At 67.8% G+C, this 19,330-nt stretch carries 18 protein-coding genes; 16 read left to right on the forward strand and 2 right to left on the reverse strand.

Annotation, left to right across the window (positions count from 1 at the left end):
* Window positions 1-200 precede the first annotated feature (200 nt).
* Both FOB47_RS12780 and FOB47_RS12785 read left to right on the forward strand, forming a co-directional pair.
* Entirely contained in the window at window positions 201-551 is a 351-nt protein-coding gene (locus tag FOB47_RS12780; protein ID WP_053821156.1) for a type II toxin-antitoxin system RelE/ParE family toxin, read from the forward strand.
* Complete coding sequence (locus FOB47_RS12785; protein WP_053821157.1) at window positions 532-849, forward strand: helix-turn-helix domain-containing transcriptional regulator; 318 nt, start codon at window positions 532-534, stop codon at window positions 847-849. The genes FOB47_RS12780 and FOB47_RS12785 overlap by 20 nt, the downstream gene beginning before the upstream one ends.
* Before the next feature lie 45 nt (window positions 850-894).
* Here the strand turns inward: FOB47_RS12785 and ppc are convergent, their stop codons facing one another.
* Window positions 895-3,735 carry a phosphoenolpyruvate carboxylase gene (gene ppc, locus FOB47_RS12790; protein WP_390884812.1) on the reverse strand — a complete coding sequence of 947 codons (2,841 nt, stop codon included), beginning with the start codon at window positions 3,733-3,735 and terminating at the stop codon, window positions 895-897.
* Window positions 3,736-4,127: 392 nt separating this feature from the next.
* Here ppc and hemC point away from each other — a divergent pair, with 392 nt between their 5' ends.
* The 10 genes from hemC (at window position 4,128) to FOB47_RS12840 (ending at window position 14,733) form a co-directional block, all read left to right on the forward strand.
* Window positions 4,128-5,129: a hydroxymethylbilane synthase gene (gene hemC / locus FOB47_RS12795; RefSeq protein WP_174781246.1), complete on the forward strand. Its 1,002-nt coding sequence runs from the start codon at window positions 4,128-4,130 to the stop codon at window positions 5,127-5,129.
* A 9-nt stretch (window positions 5,130-5,138) separates the two neighbouring features.
* The gene (gene hemDX / locus FOB47_RS12800; protein WP_174781247.1) at window positions 5,139-7,367 is read left to right on the forward strand and encodes a fused uroporphyrinogen-III synthase HemD/membrane protein HemX; all 2,229 of its coding nucleotides are present in this window, start codon (window positions 5,139-5,141) and stop codon (window positions 7,365-7,367) included.
* Window positions 7,368-7,370: 3 nt separating this feature from the next.
* A complete protein-coding gene (locus FOB47_RS12805) occupies window positions 7,371-8,561 on the forward strand; it encodes a heme biosynthesis protein HemY (protein ID WP_053821160.1) in 1,191 nt (396 codons plus the stop codon).
* A 238-nt stretch (window positions 8,562-8,799) separates the two neighbouring features.
* A complete protein-coding gene (locus FOB47_RS12810; protein ID WP_053821161.1) occupies window positions 8,800-9,540 on the forward strand; it encodes a 16S rRNA pseudouridine(516) synthase in 741 nt (246 codons plus the stop codon).
* A gap of 148 nt (window positions 9,541-9,688) precedes the next feature.
* Window positions 9,689-10,261: a YqgE/AlgH family protein gene (locus tag FOB47_RS12815; RefSeq protein WP_006575892.1), complete on the forward strand. Its 573-nt coding sequence runs from the start codon at window positions 9,689-9,691 to the stop codon at window positions 10,259-10,261.
* Window positions 10,254-10,721: a Holliday junction resolvase RuvX gene (gene ruvX, locus FOB47_RS12820; protein ID WP_053821162.1), complete on the forward strand. Its 468-nt coding sequence runs from the start codon at window positions 10,254-10,256 to the stop codon at window positions 10,719-10,721. The genes FOB47_RS12815 and ruvX overlap by 8 nt, the downstream gene beginning before the upstream one ends.
* A complete protein-coding gene (pyrR, locus tag FOB47_RS12825; RefSeq protein ID WP_174781248.1) occupies window positions 10,718-11,293 on the forward strand; it encodes a bifunctional pyr operon transcriptional regulator/uracil phosphoribosyltransferase PyrR in 576 nt (191 codons plus the stop codon). Before ruvX ends, pyrR begins: the two co-directional genes overlap by 4 nt.
* 119 nt (window positions 11,294-11,412) lie before the next feature.
* Entirely contained in the window at window positions 11,413-12,384 is a 972-nt protein-coding gene (locus tag FOB47_RS12830) for an aspartate carbamoyltransferase catalytic subunit (protein ID WP_006575889.1), read from the forward strand.
* Between the two features lie 100 nt (window positions 12,385-12,484).
* On the forward strand, window positions 12,485-13,795 hold the full coding sequence (locus FOB47_RS12835) for a dihydroorotase (protein WP_144425737.1): 1,311 nt from the start codon (window positions 12,485-12,487) through the stop codon (window positions 13,793-13,795).
* A 131-nt stretch (window positions 13,796-13,926) separates the two neighbouring features.
* A complete protein-coding gene (locus FOB47_RS12840) occupies window positions 13,927-14,733 on the forward strand; it encodes a lysophospholipid acyltransferase family protein (RefSeq protein ID WP_174781249.1) in 807 nt (268 codons plus the stop codon).
* 48 nt (window positions 14,734-14,781) lie between these two features.
* On the opposite strand, the gene FOB47_RS12845 is transcribed toward FOB47_RS12840, so the two are convergent.
* The gene (locus FOB47_RS12845) at window positions 14,782-15,630 is read right to left on the reverse strand and encodes a symmetrical bis(5'-nucleosyl)-tetraphosphatase (RefSeq protein ID WP_174781250.1); all 849 of its coding nucleotides are present in this window, start codon (window positions 15,628-15,630) and stop codon (window positions 14,782-14,784) included.
* 236 nt (window positions 15,631-15,866) lie between these two features.
* Between FOB47_RS12845 and rfbB the strand changes: the two genes are divergently transcribed.
* The 4 genes from rfbB to rfbC are packed head-to-tail and all read left to right on the forward strand — an operon-like array spanning window position 15,867 to window position 19,311.
* Window positions 15,867-16,931, forward strand: a complete 1,065-nt coding sequence (rfbB, locus tag FOB47_RS12850; protein WP_053821167.1) for a dTDP-glucose 4,6-dehydratase — start codon at window positions 15,867-15,869, stop codon at window positions 16,929-16,931.
* A complete protein-coding gene (rfbD, locus tag FOB47_RS12855) occupies window positions 16,921-17,838 on the forward strand; it encodes a dTDP-4-dehydrorhamnose reductase (protein ID WP_174781251.1) in 918 nt (305 codons plus the stop codon). The genes rfbB and rfbD overlap by 11 nt, the downstream gene beginning before the upstream one ends.
* Before the next feature lie 10 nt (window positions 17,839-17,848).
* Window positions 17,849-18,727 carry a glucose-1-phosphate thymidylyltransferase RfbA gene (gene rfbA / locus FOB47_RS12860; RefSeq protein ID WP_053821169.1) on the forward strand — a complete coding sequence of 293 codons (879 nt, stop codon included), beginning with the start codon at window positions 17,849-17,851 and terminating at the stop codon, window positions 18,725-18,727.
* A complete protein-coding gene (gene rfbC / locus FOB47_RS12865; RefSeq protein WP_053821170.1) occupies window positions 18,724-19,311 on the forward strand; it encodes a dTDP-4-dehydrorhamnose 3,5-epimerase in 588 nt (195 codons plus the stop codon). Before rfbA ends, rfbC begins: the two co-directional genes overlap by 4 nt.
* Window positions 19,312-19,330: the final 19 nt, after the last annotated feature.

Consider the following 19,330-nt stretch of genomic DNA (forward strand, 5'->3'; position numbering starts at 1 on the left):
CGGGAATTATATCGTTGCCCGTCGCCGGCGACCGACTGAAACAGTTTGTCTATGTCCCACCGACTACGCTCGTGCGCTGTTTTCGACGCGGCGGCACGGGGCGCCACCATGCCGCCGGCCATGGGTCGCTGACCCGGGCTTGTCCTGACCGACCGTCCGTCGTTGTCTCCCACTTGACCAATATTCGTCTATAAACGAAGATGAGCTCGTATTGGATCGAACACTATCTGACGCCTGAGGGGCGGAAAGACCCCTACATCGACTGGTTGAAGCACCTGCGGGACCCTAAGGCCAGAGTGGCGATCATCCGGCGAGTGGCCCGCATGGAGCACGGCAATTTCGGCGACTGTCGCTATTGCCGAGAAGGTGTGTGGGAGTTGCGTATCGACGTGGGGCCGGGCTATCGCGTCTACTATGCATTGTTCAGCCACCGGCTCGTACTGTTGCTATGTGGTGGCGACAAACGAAACCAGCAGACCGATATCGACCGCGCCGTGGCCTTCTGGCAGGACTGGCAACAAAGAGGTGACGATGAGAAGCAGACCCCATGACGAGGCGATGGCCGAGCTGTATCGCAGCGATCCGGCGCTCGCGCTCGATGTCATCAACGGCATCCTGGAGGATGGCGATCAGGGTGAATTGCTGACGGTGCTGCGACAACTGGCGCAGGCGTTCGGCGGCGTGCAAGCGGTAGCGCAGCAGGCGGACCTCAATCCGACCCAGCTTTACCGCACGCTATCGCCCAATGGAAATCCAGCGCTGAGCAGCCTGACTGCGATTCTGAAGGCGATGGGATTGTGTCTGGCCGTGCGGCCGCTGAAGTCATCGGCACCGCGTCACGCTGCTTGACCGCCAAGCTGGAGGGCAGGGCCACCGCCCTCCCGCCCCTCACCGTCAACCGGTATTGCGCAGCCCCGCCGCAATCCCGTTGATCGTCAGATGGATGCCGCGCCGCACGCGTACGTCATCGCCGTCCTTGCCGGCCCGGTAGCGCTTGAGCAGTTCCACCTGCAGGTGGTTCAGCGGGTCCAGGTAGGCGAAGCGGTTCTTGATCGAGCGCGCCAGCAGCGGGTTGTCCGCCAGCCGGTCATGCTTGCCGGTGACCAGCCCCAGCATCTCGCCGGTCAGGTGCCACTCGGTGCTGATGCGGTTGAACACCGCCTTGCGCAGCGCCGCGTCGTCGCACAGCTGGGCGTAGCGCGAGGCGACCGCCAGGTCGGTCTTGGCCAGCACCATGTCCATGTTGGACAGCAGCGTCGAGAAGAACGGCCACGTCTTGACCATGCGGCGCAGCGTCGCCACCAGCGCCTTGCGGGCCTTGTCGTCGCCGGCCTCGTCGAGCAGCGCGCGCACGGCGCTGCCGAAGCCGAACCAGCCGGGCAGCAGCAGGCGGCACTGGCCCCACGAGAAGCCCCACGGAATCGCGCGCAGGTCCTCGATGCGGCGGTTCTTCTTGTCCATCAGCTTGCGCGAGGCCGGGCGCGAGCCCAGGTTCAGATCGGCGATCTCGGTGATCGGCGTGGTTGCGAAGAAATAGTCCTTGAAGCCCGGGGTCTCGTAGACCAGGTCGCGGTAGGCGACGAAGGCGCGATCGGACAGCTTCTGCATGATGCTCTCGAACGTCGCCAGGTCCTTGGGCGCGTTCTGCGTCGGCAGCAGCGACGCCTCCAGCGTGGCGGCGATCACCGTCTCCAGGTTGCGGCGCCCGATCTCGGCGTTGGCGAACTTGCTGTTGATGATCTCGCCTTGCTCGGTCAGCCGGATCTGTCCGTTGACCGTGCCGGGCGGCTGCGACAGGATGGCCTGGTAGGTGGGGCCGCCGCCGCGTCCGACCGTGCCGCCGCGGCCGTGGAACAGCCGCAGCTTGATCTTGCGCTGCGCGAACAGCTGCACCAGCGCCAGTTCGGCCTTGTACAGCTCCCAGTTCGAGGTCAGGAAGCCGCCGTCCTTGTTCGAATCCGAATAGCCCAGCATCACCTCCTGCTCGCCGCCCTGGTTGGCCAGCACCGCGGCGAAGCCCGGCAGATCGAGCAGCGCCTGCATGATGCCGCTGGCGTTGCGCAAGTCCTCGATGGTCTCGAACAGCGGAATCACCATCAGTTCCATGCGCGCCGGATCGTTCTTGCTGCCCAGCGTGCCGCGCAGCATGCCGGTCTCCTTCTGCAGCAGCATGACCTCGACCAGGTCCGACAGCGTCTCGGTGTGCGAGATGATGTAGTTGCGCGCCACGCGGGCGCCGTAGCGGGCCCGCAGTTCGCGCGCGGTCGTCAGCACGCGCAGCTCGCTTTGGGTTTGCTCCGAATAGGTGTGCCACGGCAGCGTCAGCAGACGCGGCTGGTGCAGTTCGGCCAGCAGCAGCTCGAGCTTGCGCGCCTCCGGCAGCGCGGCGTAGTTCGCCTCGACGCCGGCGGCGGCGAACAGCTCGGCGATCACGGCCTCGTGCACGTCCGACACCTGGCGCATGTCGATCGAGGCCAGATGGAAGCCGAACACGCCGATCGCGCGATGCAGCGCGTCGATGCGCGCGCGCGCCAGCGCTTCGCCGTGGTGTTCGCGCAGCGAGTCGATCACCACTTCGATGTCGGCGGCGAAGGCCTCCGCACTGGCGTAGGGCTCGGCGTCGGCGACCGGATGGCGCGGCGCCGCGCGGCCCGTCAGCGCATGGCAGGTCGCGGCCAGCCGCGCGTAGATGCCGATCAGCGCGCGCCGGTACGGCTCGTCGGCGCGGTGCTCGGAGCGGTCCGGCGACGCCTCGGCGAGCGCCAGCAGCGCGGGACTGGCCTCGACCATCAGCGTGGACATCGACAGCTCGGCGCCCAGCGCGTGCACCTCGTCCAGATACCACTCGAGGATCAGCAGCGCCTGCTGGCAGGCCGCGTGCTCCAGCGTGTCGGCCGTGACGTTGGGATTGCCGTCGCGATCGCCGCCGATCCACGAGCCCATCTGGAAGAACGGCGGCAGCGGACCGGGTTCCGTCTTGGCGCGGCGCGAGGCCGGGAACACCGCGGCGATGTCCTCCTCCAGCTCGGTCATCAGCTGCGGGATGCCGCGCAGGAAGGTGGTGCGGTAGTACGACAGCGCGTTCTCGATCTCGTCGACCACCATCAGCCGCGTATTGCGCAGCATCCGGGTCTGCCACAGCGTGGTGACCTTGGCGCGCAGCTGGGCGGTGTTGTGCGCCAGCTCGCGCGCGGTCATCGGCAGGTCGCGCTCGGCCAGCAGGCGGGCGATTTCCCGCTCGGCGTCCAGGATGCTCTTGCGCTGGACCTCGGTCGGGTGCGCGGTCAGCACCGGCACGATCAGCGCCTCGTCGAAGAACTTGCGCAGCTGCTTGCCGGTGACCCCGGCGGCGTCGATCGCCTGCAGCGCGCGCGCCATGCTGCCGGGCTGGGGCGGCGAGCCGGCCAGCGCATGGACCCGCCGGCGGCGGTTGTGGTGCTGGTCTTCGGCGATATTGGCCAGATGGGAGAAATAGCTGAACGCGCGCACTACCTGATTGGTCTGGTCGCGCGACAGCCGCTTGAGCAGCCGGTCGAGCTCGGCCGCGGCGGCGCGGTCGTTCTCGCGGCGAAACCGCACCGCGGTCTGGCGGATCGTTTCAACGATCTGGAAGGCCGCCTCGCCTTCCTGCTCGCGCAGCACGTCGCCGAGCAGGCGGCCAAGGAAGCGGATGTCCTCGCGCAGCGGCAGGTCCTTGTCGCTGGCCGCCTTGCGCGCCGGTGCTGCCGGCACCACTTCGAGGTGGGAGGCCGCTTTTGCGGCGGCGCGGCGGGGCGGGCGGCCGGTGGAAGACGTCGGCTGGGCCGATTCAGCGGTCTGGGGCGAGGGGGCGGCTGTCTGCGCTCCGATCGATCCATTGGCGTCTTCGCGCCCCTCGATCCCGTTTGCGCCGTCGCCGGCGGATTCCGATCGGCCTCGGACGGCGCGGATCCGGCGGCCGGCCGGGCGCGCTGCTGGCTGCGTCATGCAATCTCCTCTGCGTTTGGTTCTGATGCTGCTGTTGTTTCCGATCGTTCCGATCGCCTTCCAGACCCGCTGCTGCCCCGGCTCTGCGGCCTTCGGGCGCCACGCCGCCAGCATCCGGGCGGCGGCCGGACCGGCAGGGGGTGCGTGCTACCATTCGCGGCATGCAAGCTTCCGTCCCTTCCGCATCCTCATCCGCCGCACCGGGCAGGCTCGTGATCGCGTCACGCGAAAGCCGGCTGGCCATGTGGCAGGCCGAACATGTGCGTGCTGCGTTGCAACAATACTATCCCGCGTGCGATGTGTCCATTCTGGGCATGACTACCCGGGGTGACCAGATTCTGGACCGCAGCCTCTCCAAGGTCGGCGGCAAGGGCCTGTTCGTCAAGGAGCTGGAAGTGGCGATGGCCGAGGGCCGGGCCGACCTGGCGGTGCATTCGCTGAAGGACGTGCCGATGGAGCTGCCCGAGGGCTTCGCGCTGGCGGCGGTAATGGAGCGTGAGGACCCGCGCGACGCGCTGGTGTCGACCCGCTTCGCCTCGCTCGACGAGATGCCGGCCGGCACCGTGGTAGGCACCTCGAGCCTGCGCCGCGAGGCCGCACTGCGCAGCCGCTATCCGCATCTGGTGGTGCAGCCGCTGCGCGGCAATCTGGATACCCGGCTGGCCAAGCTCGATCGCGGCGACTACGGCGCGATCATCCTGGCCGCGGCCGGCCTGAAGCGCCTGGGCCTGGCCGATCGCATCCGCGCGCTGCTGGAGCCGGCGACTTCGCTGCCGGCGGCGGGGCAGGGCGCGCTCGGCATCGAAATCCGTTCGGACCGCCCAGAGCTGGCCGCCTGGCTGGCCGCGCTCAATCATCTTCCCACCGCGCTGGCGGTCGGTGCCGAGCGCGCAGTATCGCGCCGGCTCGGCGGCTCCTGCCAGGTGCCACTGGCTGCTCACGCGCACTGGGATGGCGTCCGCCTGCAACTGGACGCCTTCGTCGCCACGCCCGATGGCGCCCGCAGTGTGCACGCCCAGCACGCGGCCGAGGTGGCCACCCCTGCCGAGGCGGAAGCGCTGGGCAACGCCGTCGCCGATTCGCTGCTGGCCCAGGGCGCCGACGCGCTGCTGGCCGTCGCGCTGCAAAACGACGGCGCGCCGGTGCGCCCAAGCGGCGACTGAGGGGAAGCGATGCCCCGCCCGACCGTCGTTGTCACACGACCCGCCGGGCAGTCCCGGCAACTGACCGAGGCGCTGCAGGCCGCGGGTCTGGACGTATTGAGCTTTCCGCTGCTGGCGATCGGCCCGGCGGCCGATGACGGCCCGCTGCGCGCGGCGCTGGCGCGGCTGCCGGACTTTGCGCTGGTCGTCTTCGTCAGCCCGAACGCGATCGCCTATGCGCTCGATGCGCTCGCGCTGGCCCAGGGCGGCGCCGCGGGCTGGCCGGAAACGGTGCCGGTCGCGGTGGTCGGACCCGCCAGCGTGGCGGCCCTGGCCGAGCGCGGCATCGCCGCCCCGCGCCATCGCGTGATCTCGCCGGCGGGTGCGGATGGCAGCGCCGCCGAGATCGATCCCGCCGAGGCCCGCTTCGATTCCGAGGCGTTGTGGACCCAGTTCGACGTGCCGGCGCTGGCCGGCCGCGAGGTGCTGATCGTCCGCGGCAACGGCGGCCGCGACTGGCTCGGCGACAAGCTGCGCGAGGCCGGTGCCACCGTGCTGGCGGTCGAGGCCTATCGGCGCACGATACCGGTGCCGGGATCGATGCAATGGCAGGCGGTGCGCGACGGTCTGAAGCCGGGCGCCGCGCCGCAGGCCTGGCTGCTGACCAGTTCCGAGGCGGTACGCAATCTCGATCGGCTGGCGCGCGACAACCTGTCGCCGGACGAAGGCGCCGCGCTGCGTGAAGTGCAGTGCATTGCCCCGCATGCGAGAATTGCCGAGCAGGCGGCGGCACTTGGCTTCCAGCACATATTGCCGGCCGCGCCGGGCGACGAGGGCCTGCTGGCCGCCTGTCTGCGCTGGGCCGAGCCGTACCGGAACCAGGAACGGGGCGCGTCGCCGGCGGCGTCGCAACCGGTGCCGCAGGCCGAGGCTGGCTCGACTGCCGCCGCCGCTGCCGCAGGCGCCGCGACAGCGCCGACCGCTCCGACCGCGGCGAAGTCGCCCGTCGTGCCACCGCAGGCGGCATCTCCGACGGCACCGGCTGCAGCCGGTGTGCCGGCGGCCGCGGTGCCCCCGCCCACCGAATCACCGCAATCCACGTCAACGAAGGTCGATCGCGTGACGCAACAGCAAACCTCCACCGCTTCCTCCTCCGTTCCACCGGCCGGCATGCCGCCCGGTGCGGCGCCTTCCAGTGCCTCGCCCGGCGAGCGTCCGGCCTCGCGCAGCACGGGCGGCCGCGGCGCGCTGGCCTGGCTGCTGCTGGCGATCTTCGTGCTGGTCGCCGGCGGCGCGTTCTGGTGGCTGCAGCAACGGGTCGACCGGCTGACCGAGGAACTGGCGCGCCGCCAGCAGAACAACGACGCGCTGGTGCAGGAGTCGCGCGTGCTGACCCGCGAGGCGCAGACCACCGTCAAGGAAATGCAGGCCAAGGTCGGCGCGCTGGAAGCCCAGGTCGGCGAGACGCGCGACAAGCAGGCCACGCTCGAGCAGGTCTACCAGGACCTGATGCGCAACCGCGACGACTGGGAAATCGCCGAGATCCAGCAGCTGCTGACCAACGCCGGCCAGCAACTGCAGCTGACCGGCAACATCCAGGTCGCGCTGTCCGCGCTGCAGAGCGCCGACGTTCGGCTGGCCCGTTCCGACAAGCCCGAATACAACCAGCTGCGCCGCGCGATCGCGCGCGATATCGGCCGTCTGAAGGCGATGCCCGACACCGATCTGACCGGCGCGGCGATCAAGCTCGACGAAGCCATCAACCAGATCGACGCGCTGCCGCTGCTGTCCAGCGAACGGATGCTCGAACGCAGCGAAGGCACGCCGCGCGGTACGGCGGCGGCGTCCCAGCCGGCCGCGGCCGCCGGTGATGGCGATGGCCCCGGCAATCGCGTGACGCAATGGTTCGCCGGCGTCTGGGCGACCGTGCGCGACGAGCTGATGCGGGTAATCCGCGTGCGGCGCGTCGACGATACCGAGGCGCTGCTGTTGACCGGCGACCAGGGCTGGTTCCTGCGCGAGAACGTCAAGCTGCGGCTGCTGAACGCGCGGCTGGCGCTGTTGTCGCGCAACGAGCAGGTGTTCCGCAACGATCTGGCCGCGGCCCACGGCATGATCGAACGCTATTTCGATACCAAGAGCCGCCGCGTGCAGGCCGTGCAGACGCTGCTGAAGCAGGCGCAGGCCGGCGCGGTGGCCGTGCAGCTGCCGACGATGTCCGACAGCCTCGGCGCGCTTCGTTCCCTGAAGAAGGAGTAGCGCATGCGACTTCTATTCTGGGTGGCGATCCTGTTTGGCGGCGCCGTCGGGCTGGCGCTGTTCACGCAATTCAATCAAAGCAATGTGGTGCTGTTCTACCCGCCGTATCGGGTCGAGCTGTCGCTGAACCTGGCGCTGGCGCTGCTGTTGCTGCTGTTCTTCATTGCCTGGACCGTGCTGTCGGCGATCCGGCATCTGTCCGAGATGCCCCGGCGCGCCGCCGCCTATCGCGAGCGCAACCGCATGCTGAAGGCCCAGGCCGCGCTGCGCGAGGCGATCGAGAATCTGTTTGCGGGCCGCTTCGCCCGCGCCGAGCGCACCGCGCGCGAAGCCCAGGTCTGGCCCGAGCAGGCGCAGACCGCGGCGCTGATCGGGGCGCGCGCCGCGCATCAGATGCAGGAGGCCGAGCGGCGCGACGGCTGGCTGGCCCAGGTCACCGCGCCCGAGCGCGAACAGGCACGGCTGGTATCGCTGGCCGAGATGCTGGTCGACGCCCGCGATGCCGATGGCGCGCTGGAAACGATCGCGCAGCTGCAGGCGCAGGGCGGGCGGCAGATCCATGTGCAACGGATCGCGCTGCGTGCGCACCAGCATCTGAAGAACTGGAGCGAGGTGCTGCGGCTGGCGCGCTCGCTGGAGAAGCGCAACGCGCTGCATCCGGTGCTGGCGCTGCGCCTGAAGCAGCTGGCCTGCGAGGCGATGCTGGAAGAGCGCCGCCACGACGCCGACGCGTTGCAGGACTTCTGGCGTTCGCTGTCGAACGACGAGCGCCGCGCCGCCCGTATCGCCGAGCCGGCCGCGCGCTATTTCTCGGCGCTGGGCCGTCAGCAGGAAGCCCGCCGGATCGTCGAGGACGCGCTGAAGGTCAACTGGGACAGCCGGCTGGTGCTGCGCTACGCCGACTGCGCCGAGCCCGGCCAGGCGTTGCCGCAGATCCAGCAGGCCGAGAGATGGCTGGCCCAGCATCCGAACGATGCCGAGCTGCATTTCACGCTGGGCGTGCTGTGCCTGGGCGAACAGCTGTGGGGCAAGGCGCAGTCCAATTTCGAGCGCGCGCTGAAGTACGCGACCAGCGAGGAACAGCGCCGCCTTCGCATCCGCGCGCATCTGGCGCTGGCGCGGCTGTTCGAGCAGACCGAACGGCCGGAGGACGCGCAGCGGCACTATCGGGAAAGCGCGCTGCTGGCGGCGTAGGCCCGCCAATCTGCAGCGGCTTTCCGCTTTCTGCCCTCAGCCGCATGCGGGAGAGGGGCTGGCCAGAGGGCAAGGCGCCCGTCATGCCGATCCCTTCCCTGTTCCTGTACGGTTCGCGATGGGTGGACGGGTCCAAACTCGACTCTCCGTCAGTGTGCGCCGCTTGCCCGACCGCATGCCGTAGCATGGCCGCCTGCGCCATGTCCCCCTGCAACACGCCGACTCCCCTTGACCGCCGATGAGCCCGAAGACCGCCAAACCGCCCAAGACCACGCCGCTGGACCGCATCCTGCAATCGCAAGGCTTCGGCACGCGCCGCTATTGCGGCGATCTGGTGGGGGCCGGCATGGTCGAGGTCGAGGGCGAGCCGTGCGACGACCCGCGCGCGGAGTTCATCCTTGAAGGGCTGCGGTTGACCGTCGATGGCGAGGCATGGGTCTGCCACGAGAAGGCCTATCTGATGCTGCACAAGCCGACGGGATACGAATGCTCGCAGCGGCCGCTGCATCATCCGAGCGTCTACACGCTGCTGCCGGTGCCGCTGCGCGAGCGCGGCGTGCAGGCGGTCGGCCGGCTGGACCAGGACACCACCGGACTGCTGCTGCTCAGCGACGACGGCCAGTTCATCCACGCGCAGACCTCGCCCAGGCGCAAGGTGCCCAAGGTCTACGAGGTCACGACCGCGGAGCCGGCCACCGAGGCCCAGGCCGCGGCGCTGCGCGAAGGCGTCCAGCTCGAGGACGAACCCGCCCCGATCGCGGCGCTGGCCTGCGAGATCGTCGGCGAACGCGCGCTGCGGCTGACGCTGGCCGAAGGCAAGTATCATCAGGTCAAGCGGATGGTCGCCGCGGCCGGCAACCATGTCGCCGCGCTGCATCGCAGCCGCATCGGCGGACTGGCGCTGGACCCTGCGCTCGCGCCCGGCGAATGGCGCTGGCTGACGCCGGCGGATCTGGCCGAACTGGCGCGCAAGGACTGAGGAGGGGACCGGGCGGCACGACTCACCGCGGCCCCGATGCTGCGATGCAACGGCTGTGGGGGCGGCACGCACCATCCCGATCCCTGCGCGGGCCCGGACGAGGGAATCTTTTCCGGAACATTGGCGCTGATTTGATAAAATGCAACGCATGGCGACGTCCGCAGCCCCCATCAATCTGACGAATCAATTCCTGATCGCCATGCCCGGCATGGCGGATCCGACTTTTACCGGCGCCGTCGTCTACATCTGCGAACACAACGAGCGTGGCGCGCTCGGCCTGGTGATCAACCGGCCGATCGACATCGACATGGCCACGCTGTTCGACAAGATCGATCTCAAGCTCGAAATCCAGCCCGTTGCGCAACAACCCGTCTATTTCGGCGGCCCGGTGCAGACCGAGCGCGGCTTCGTGCTGCACGACCCGGTCGGCGTCTACGTATCGTCGCTGACGGTGCCCGGCGGCCTGGAGATGACGACCTCCAAGGACGTGCTCGAGGCCGTCGCCAACGGCAGCGGCCCGCACCGCTTCCTGTTGACGTTGGGCTATGCCGGCTGGGGCGCTGGCCAGCTGGAGGAAGAGCTCAGCCGCAACGGCTGGCTGACCGTGCAGGCCGACCCCGAGATCGTGTTCAGCGTCCCTCCCGAGGAGCGCTTCGCCGCCGCCATTCGCCTTTTGGGCATCGACATCACCATGCTCTCCGGCGAGGCGGGGCATGCCTAGCGCGGACGCGGCTACGCCGCTCCACAAGCCGGCGCCGCAAGGCGCGCCAGTGTCCGCCGTGCCCACCGACGGCACCGTATTGGGCTTCGATTACGGCGAGCGCAAGATCGGCGTGGCGCTGGGCAACTTCATCACGCGCGAGGCGCGGCCGCTGACCATCCTGCCGAACATCACCGTCGAAGGGCGCTTCCAGGCTGTCGCCGCGCTGATCGCCGAATGGGCGCCAGTGCATCTGGTAGTCGGCCTGCCGTTGACGCCCGAGGGCGGCGAACAGCCGGCGACCAAGCTGGCGCGGCGCTTCGGCAATCAGCTCAACGGCCGCTTCAACCTGCCGGTGACCTGGGTCGACGAGCGCTACAGCTCGCTCGAGGCCCAGGCGGCTGGCGCCAGGCCCGGCGCGCTCGACCATGAGGCCGCCCGCATCATCCTGCAACAGTATTTCGACCAACTGCCGCTATGATTTCCAACGCCACCCCCGACGCCGAAGCGCTGTACCGCGCGCTGCGCGACCATGTGCAAGGGATGCTGTCCGCGACGTCGGGCTCCGGTTCGGGCTCCGCTTCGGGCGGCGCGCCCTGGTCGATCGCCGGCATCTATTCGGGCGGCGCGTGGATCGCGGAGCGGCTGGCCGCCGATCTGCAGTTGCCGCATTACGGCGTGATCAACGTGGCCTTCCACCGCGATGACTACGCGAAGAAGGGCCTGCACAGCCAGGCGCAGCCGAGCACGCTGCCGTTTTCGGTGCAGGACAGCCAAGTGCTGCTGATCGACGATGTGCTGGCCACCGGCCGTACCATCCGCGCCGCGGTCAACGAACTGTTCGACTACGGCCGGCCGGCGCGCGTCGCGCTGGCCACGCTGGTCGATCGCGGCGGCCGTGAATTGCCGATCGCGGCGGACTTCGTCGGCGAGCGCATCACGCTGCCGCGCGGCACCAACCTGGTGTTGTCGCGCGAAGGCGAGGGCGCCGGCATCCGTTTTACCTTTGCCACCGAAGCGCTGAACGGCAACCACGATTCCGCCGCCGGCTGAACGGCGGCAAACCGGCACGCATTCACCGCAGCAGAACGAGCACACAAGCCCGAGCCAAGGCAAGCACCAGCACCCGCGCACCCGTACCGAGCCAAACCGCACCCGCCCACGCCTCACCCATGACCAAGACGTTCCGCAACCCGCAGCTCACCAGGAACGGCGAGCTCAAGCATCTGCTGTCCATCGAGGGGCTGTCGCGCGACATGATCACGCACATCCTCGACACCGCCAGCCAGTTCGTGTCGCTGTCGGACTCCGACCGCGACGTCAAGAAGGTGCCGCTGCTGCGCGGCAAGAGCGTGTTCAACCTGTTCTTCGAGAACTCGACGCGCACCCGCACCACCTTCGAGATCGCCGCCAAGCGGCTGTCCGCCGACGTGCTGAACCTGAACATCAATGCCTCGTCGACCAGCAAGGGCGAATCGCTGCTCGACACCATCAACAACCTGTCGGCGATGTCGGCCGACATGTTCGTGGTGCGGCATGCCAGCTCGGGCGCGCCCTATCTGATCGCCGAGCATGTCGCGCCGCACGTGCACGTGATCAACGCCGGCGACGGCCGCCATGCGCACCCGACGCAAGGCCTGCTGGACATGTACACGATCCGGCATTACAAGCAGGACTTCACCAAGCTGACCGTCGCGATCGTCGGCGACATCCTGCACTCGCGGGTGGCGCGCTCGGACATCCACGCGTTGACCACGCTTGGCGTGCCCGAGGTGCGCGCGATCGGTCCGCGCACGCTGCTGCCGTCGGGCCTCGAGCAGATGGGCGTGCGGGTCTTCCACAACATGGAAGAGGGGCTCAAGGGCGTCGACGTGATCATCATGCTGCGGCTGCAGAATGAGCGCATGAGCGGCGCGCTGCTGCCGTCGGCGCAGGAATACTTCAAGGCCTTCGGCCTGACGCCCGAACGTCTGGCCCTGGCCAAGCCCGATGCCATCGTGATGCACCCGGGGCCGATGAACCGCGGCGTCGAAATCGATTCGGCCGTCGCCGACGGTCCGCAGTCGGTGATCCTGAACCAGGTGACCTTTGGCATCGCGGTTCGGATGGCGGTGATGGGCATCGTCGCCGGCAACAACGACTGAAGAACGACTGAAGGGCGATCCTCCAGGCAATCGCCGGCCTGATGACGGTCGCCCAGCACCAAAACGAGCCGCAATGGCAAGCGATAGCAAGCGACACGATATGAAGATCCACATCAAGGGTGGCCGCCTGATCGACCCGGCCGGCAATATCGATGCCCAGCAGGACCTGTTCCTGGCCGCCGGCAAGATCGTCGGCATCGGCAACGCGCCGGCCGACTTTCAGGCCAACAAGACCATCGACGCCAGCGGACTGATCGTCTGCCCGGGCCTGGTCGACCTGTCGGCCCGGCTGCGCGAGCCGGGCTACGAATACAAGGCCACGCTCGAATCCGAAGTGGCCGCGGCCACCGCCGGCGGCGTCACCAGCCTGGTGTGCCCGCCCGATACCGACCCGGTGCTCGACGAGCCGGGCCTGGTAGAAATGCTCAAGTACCGCGCCCGCACGCTGAACCAGACCCATGTGTATCCGCTCGGTGCGCTGACGCTGGGCCTGAAGGGCGAGGTGCTGACCGAGATGTCGCAACTGACGGAAGCCGGCTGCGTCGGCTTCTCGCAGGCGGAGGCGCCGATCCGCAACACCCAGGTGCTGCTGCGCGCGCTGCAGTACGCGCAGACCTTCGGCTTCACCGTCTGGCTGCGGCCCGAGGATCCGTACCTGGGCGGCGGCGTCGCGGCCAGCGGCGCGGTCGCGTCGCGGCTCGGGCTGTCGGGCGTCTCGGTAATCGCCGAGACCGTGCGGCTGCATACGATCTTCGAACTGATGCGCTCGACCGGCGCGCGGGTCCACCTGTGCCGGCTGTCGTCGGCCGCGGGCCTCGAACTGGTGCGGCAGGCCAAGCGCGAAGGGCTGCAGGTCACCTGCGACGTCAACATCCACCATGTCGGCCTGACCGACATGGACATCGGCTACTTCAATTCGCAGATGCGCTTCTCGCCGCCGCTGCGCAGCGGACGCGATCGCGACGCCATCGTCGCCGCACTGGCCGACGGCACCATCGACGCGCTGTGCTCGGACCATACGCCGGTCGACGACGACGAGAAGCTGCTGCCGTTCGCCGAGGCGTCGCCGGGCGCGACGGGGCTGGAACTGCTGCTGCCGTTGACGCTGCGCTGGGCCGACGAACACAAGGTGCCGTTGATCAAGGCGCTGGGCCGCATCACCAGCGAGCCCGCGCGCGTGATTGGCCTGCCGGCCGGCCGCCTGGCGGTCGGCGGCGCGGCCGATGTCTGCCTGTTCGACCCGGAAGCGGTGTGGAAGGTCGAGCGCCGCACGCTGAAGAGCCAGGGCAAGAACTCGCCATGGCTCGGCTACGAAATGCGCGGCCGTGTCACGGCCACGCTGGTCGGCGGCCAGCTGGTCTACGAGCTGGCCGGCCAGTCGCGCAACGGCGAGGCGGTGGCCGCCCGCTGATCCCGAGGCTCGGCGTCGGCCCTGGCAGACCGATACTCCCCTCGCCCGCTTGCGGGAGAGGGGCGGGGGGAGCGGGCAGCAGCCCTTGACCCACCGCCACGGCTCCGACGCCTGCTATTTCCATCGATCCCATGATCGCCCTGCGCAAGCTCGCCCTTTGCCTGCATCTGCTGCGCGGCCTGCTGACCTGCGCGGTGCTGTTCCCGTGGCTCGGCAAGACGTCGCGCCAATGGCATATCCGCCGCTGGTCGCGCCGGCTGCTGCGCATCTGCGGGGTCGATATCGAGCTGATCGGGCCGGTGCCGGAAACCGGCCGCGGCGCCATGGTGGTGGCCAACCATATCTCCTGGCTCGATATCTTCGTGATGCACTGCTGGGAGCCGTCCCGCTTCGTCGCCAAGTCGGAGATTCGCGACTGGCCTCTGATCGGCTGGCTATGCGAGCAGACCGGCACGCTGTTCATCGAACGCGGCCGCAAGCGGGACGCCCATCGCGTACTGCACGACATCACCGACTGCATGCTGCAGGGCGACCGCGTCTGCGTGTTCCCGGAAGGCACGACCACCGACGGCACCGACGTGCTGCCGTTCCACGCGAATCTGATGCAGGCGCCGATCTCCGCCGGACTGCCGGTGCTGCCGGTGGCGCTTCGCTATTGCGACGCTGCTACCGGCGAACGCACCGTCGCGCCGGCCTATATCGGCGACCTGACGCTGCTGCAGACGCTCGACGCGATCCTGCAGTCGCCGCCGATCACCGCGCAGATCGCGTTCGGGCAGCCGCTTCAGGCGGACGACGGCGGGCGCCGTGCGCTGGCCGACCACGCGCGCGAGGCCGTGGTCGCGTTGTGCCGGCAACTCCAGGGCAACGCGCCGTTGCCTGCCGGCGAGCTGTCCGCCACACCGGCGGCAACCACGGCCACCGACAATCCGGCCTGATCGTCGGTGCGCTTGCACACCGACATCCCCGCCAAGGTGATGACAAGATCAGCCTAAAGGATCACAATATTGCGGGCAATCGACCTGGATGACCGCGCGGTCGGCCGGCTCCGGCGTCAAACGGGCCGCCGTCAGGCGACCGCCCCAGACGCAGCCGGTATCCAGCGCCATCAGGTCGGGCCGCATCACCAGTCCCAGCGTCGACCAATGCCCGCAGACGATCGTGGTATCCGAGGTCCGGCGTGTCGGCACATCGAACCAGGGCAGGAAGCCATCGGGCGCCTTGCCCAATCCCTCCTTGGTCTTGAAGTCCATCACCCCGTCGGCGGTACAGAAGCGCAGCCGGGTCAGCGCATTGATCACGACCCGGTGCCGCTCGATGCCGCGCAGCCCCTCGTGCCAGCGGTTTGCCGCATTACCAAAAATATCCGCGAGAAATGCTTTCCAGTCCGGTCCCTGTAGCTTCCGCTCGACTTCGCCGGCAAGCTCCAGCGTCTGCTCGACGGTCCATTGGGGCAGCACGCCGGCGTGGATCAGCAGGAAGCCGTTCTCATGGACGGCCAGCGGCCGGTGGCGCAGCCAGTGCAGCAGCTCCTCGCGGTCCGGCGCCTGGAGGATGGCATCGAGCGTGTCAGACGAACCCGGATTGCGTACGCCCGCGGCGACCGCTAATAGATGGATATCGTGGTTGCCCAGCACCGACTCGGCTCGCGCGCCGATGGCACGGACCTTCCGCAAGGTCTCCAGTGACGCCGGCCCGCGGTTTACCAGATCCCCGACGAAGCGAAGTGGCGCATCGTCGGGGATTTTGGTGACAAGTTGTTCCAGGGAGGGGCAGCAACCTTGCAGGTCGCCGATGGCGTAGGGGTAAGGGGCGGGCACCACGGAATGGGGCATAGCGGTAAAAAAGAGAGCCGGAGGCGGCTTTTTGTCGATTGTAAAGAGGGGGGGCAGGAGCCGTTACAACAGGCTACAAAAAGATGACTGGCCCGGGTAATCCCGGGGGGGCGCTCGGATAGAATACCGCCACTTCTGAGAACACTGATGATCCTGCCGTCCCCCCAACGGATCAAGGCGGGCGCCGGGCTATTGTCCCGTTTTCGAAACATATCGATTGTTAGGGAGAAAGGGGTTTGCCGCACATCCTCGTGACAGGGGGCGCCGGTTTCATTGGTGCCAATTTCGTCTTGAACTGGCTTGGCAATGCCGACGCCGACAGCGTCGTCAATGTCGACAAGCTCACGTACGCCGGCAACCTGAAGACGCTTGCCTCGCTGGAGGGCAATCCGCGTCACGTTTTCTCGCGCACCGACATCTGTGACCGCGCCGCGCTGGACCGGCTGCTGGCCGAGTACCAGCCCCGCGCTGTTCTGCACTTTGCCGCCGAAAGCCACGTCGACCGCTCGATCCATGGTCCGGGCGAGTTTATCCAGACCAATATCGTCGGCACCTTCACGCTGCTCGAGGCGGTGCGAGCCTACTGGAGCGGGCTCGACGACACCCGCAAGGCCGCCTTCCGCTTCCTGCACGTGTCGACCGACGAGGTGTTCGGCTCGCTCGGTCCGAACGATCCGCCGTTTTCCGAGACGACGGCCTACGCGCCCAACAGCCCATACTCGGCCTCGAAGGCAGGTTCCGACCATCTGGTCCGCGCCTACCACCACACCTACGGACTGCCGGTCCTGACGACCAATTGCTCTAACAACTACGGGCCGTATCACTTCCCCGAGAAGCTGATCCCGCTGATGATCGCCAACGCGCTCGGCGGCAAGCCGCTGCCGGTCTACGGCGACGGCCTGAACGTGCGCGACTGGCTGTATGTGGGCGACCACTGCGCCGCGATCCGCGAGGTGCTGGCGCGCGGACGGCTCGGCGAGACGTACAACGTCGGCGGCTGGAACGAAAAGACCAATCTGGACGTGGTGCACACGCTGTGCGACCTGCTGGACGAACTGAAGCCGAAGGCTTCGGGCTCCTATCGGGACCAGATTACTTTCGTCAAGGACCGCCCCGGCCACGACCGGCGCTATGCGATCGACGCCCGCAAGCTCGAGCGCGAGCTCGGCTGGAAGCCGGCGGAGACCTTCGAGACCGGGCTGCGCAAGACGGTGCAGTGGTATCTGGACAACCAGGCCTGGGTGCAGGACGTGATGTCCGGGGAATATCGAAATTGGGTGGCGAAGCAGTATGCAGCGTGAAACCTCCCGTGTCCCGACCCTTCTCGTCACTGGAAGCAATGGCCAGGTTGGTTTCGAACTGCGCCGAAGCCTGGCGCCGCTAGGCCGCGTCGTCGCGCTGGACCGCAATGCCTGCGATCTGGCCGACCCCGGGCAGCTTCGTCGCGTCGTGCGGGAGCTCCGCCCGGACATCGTCGTCAATCCCGCCGCCTATACCGCGGTGGACAAGGCCGAAAGCGAGGCCGAGCTGGCTCACGCGATCAACGGTGTGGCCCCCGGCGTACTGGCCGAGGAGGTACGCGAACTTGGCGGCCTGCTGGTCCATTACTCGACCGATTACGTGTTCGACGGCCGCAAGACGAGCCCCTATGTCGAAACTGACCCGGTCGACCCGCAATCGGTCTACGGCAAGAGCAAGCTTGCCGGGGAGCAGGCCATCGCTGCAACGGGTGCCAACGCACTGGTGTTGCGGACCTGCTGGGTGGCCGGCGCGCACGGCGCCAACTTCGCCAAGACGATGCTGCGGCTCGCGTCGGAACGAGACGCACTGCGTGTCATCGCCGACCAGTTCGGCGCTCCGACCACGGCGTCGCTGATCGCCGACGTGACGGCCCAGATCGTGGCGCGCCACTGGCTGCACGGCGATCGAGCGGGCTTTGCCGGAGGGATCTATCACCTCGCCGCCGCGGGCGAAACCAGTTGGCATGGCTATGCGACGGCCGTGCTGCGCTACGCGGAAACCAGGGGCATTGCGCTGAAGGTCGCGTCCGACCGGGTGGCCGCGATTGCGTCCGACGAGTATCCGCTGCCCGCGCCAAGGCCGGCGAATTCGCGTCTGGATACCAGCAAGCTGCGCGATACGTTCGGCATTCATCTTCCGGACTGGCAGCAGGGCATTGCCCACCTGCTCGACCAGATCCTTTCCTGAGTGGTTCGCCATGCGCAAGGGCATCATCCTGGCCGGGGGCTCCGGCACCCGCCTTTATCCGATCACCCGCTCGGTGTCGAAGCAGCTGCTGCCTGTCTACGACAAGCCGATGATCTACTATCCCCTGTCAACGCTCATGTTGGCGGGGATTCGTGACATCCTCGTTATATCGACGCCGGAAGACACCCCGCGCTTCGCTGAAATGCTCGGCGATGGCAGCAAATGGGGACTGAATCTGCAATACGCGGTTCAGCCTTCGCCCGATGGGCTGGCCCAGGCGTTCCTGATCGGCCGCGATTTCATCGGCAACGATCCTTCGACCCTGATCCTGGGCGACAACATCTTCCACGGCCATGATCTCGTCAGCCAACTGACGCGGGCGTGCGCGAAGGAAGACGGCGCGACGGTGTTCGCCTATCACGTGCATGATCCGGAGCGCTACGGCGTGGTCGAGTTCGACGAAAACTTCCGTGCGATGTCGCTGGAGGAAAAGCCGCTGAAGCCGCGCTCCAACTATGCGGTGACGGGGCTTTATTTCTACGACAACCAGGTCTGCGATATCGCGGCCGACATCAAGCCATCCGCGCGCGGCGAGCTCGAGATCACCGACGTCAACAAGCGTTACCTCGCGATGGCACAACTCGAAGTCGAGATCATGGGCCGCGGCTATGCCTGGCTGGACACCGGCACGCACGATTCGCTGCTGGAGGCAGCCAGCTTCATCGCGACGCTGCAGAGCCGGCAGGGACTGATGGTCGCGTGTCCCGAGGAAATCGCGTTCCGCAATAAATGGATCTCCGCCGATCAGGTTGCCGAGCTGGCGCGTCCGCTGTCGAAGAACGGCTATGGTGCGTATCTGATGCAGATCCTGTCGGAGGCCATCAAATGAGCCTGAACGTCATTCGCACCGAGATCCCCGAGGTGTTGATCCTGGAGCCGAAGGTATTCGGCGATCAACGCGGTTTTTTCTTCGAAAGCTTCAATTCCAGGCAGTTTGCCGAGGCGACCGGCTTGAACCGCGTCTTCGTGCAGGACAACCATTCGCGCTCGGCGCGTGGTGTGCTGCGCGGTCTTCACTATCAGATCCAGCATCCCCAGGGCAAGCTGGTCCGCGTGGTGGCGGGCGAGGTGTTCGATGTGGCGGTGGATATCCGCAAGGGCTCGCCGACCTTCGGCAAGGCGGTGGGCGTCACGCTGTCGGCGGAGAACAAGCGCCAGTTATGGGTGCCCGAAGGCTTTGCGCATGGATTCCTGGTGACGTCCGACCATGCCGAGTTCCTGTACAAGACTACCGATTATTGGTATCCCGAATACGAGCGCAGCTTGTTGTGGAACGACCCGGCCCTGGGTATCGACTGGCCGATCGATGGGGAGCCAATGCTGGCCGCGAAGGACGCCGCGGGCAAGCCGCTTGCGGAAGCGGACCTGTTCTCGAGTGACGATCCATCGCTGCAGGGGCCAGGGCGCGCCTGATTCGATGCCGGATTCCGAC

The organism is Cupriavidus gilardii, assembly GCF_013347325.1.
GTDB lineage: Bacteria > Pseudomonadota > Gammaproteobacteria > Burkholderiales > Burkholderiaceae > Cupriavidus > Cupriavidus gilardii.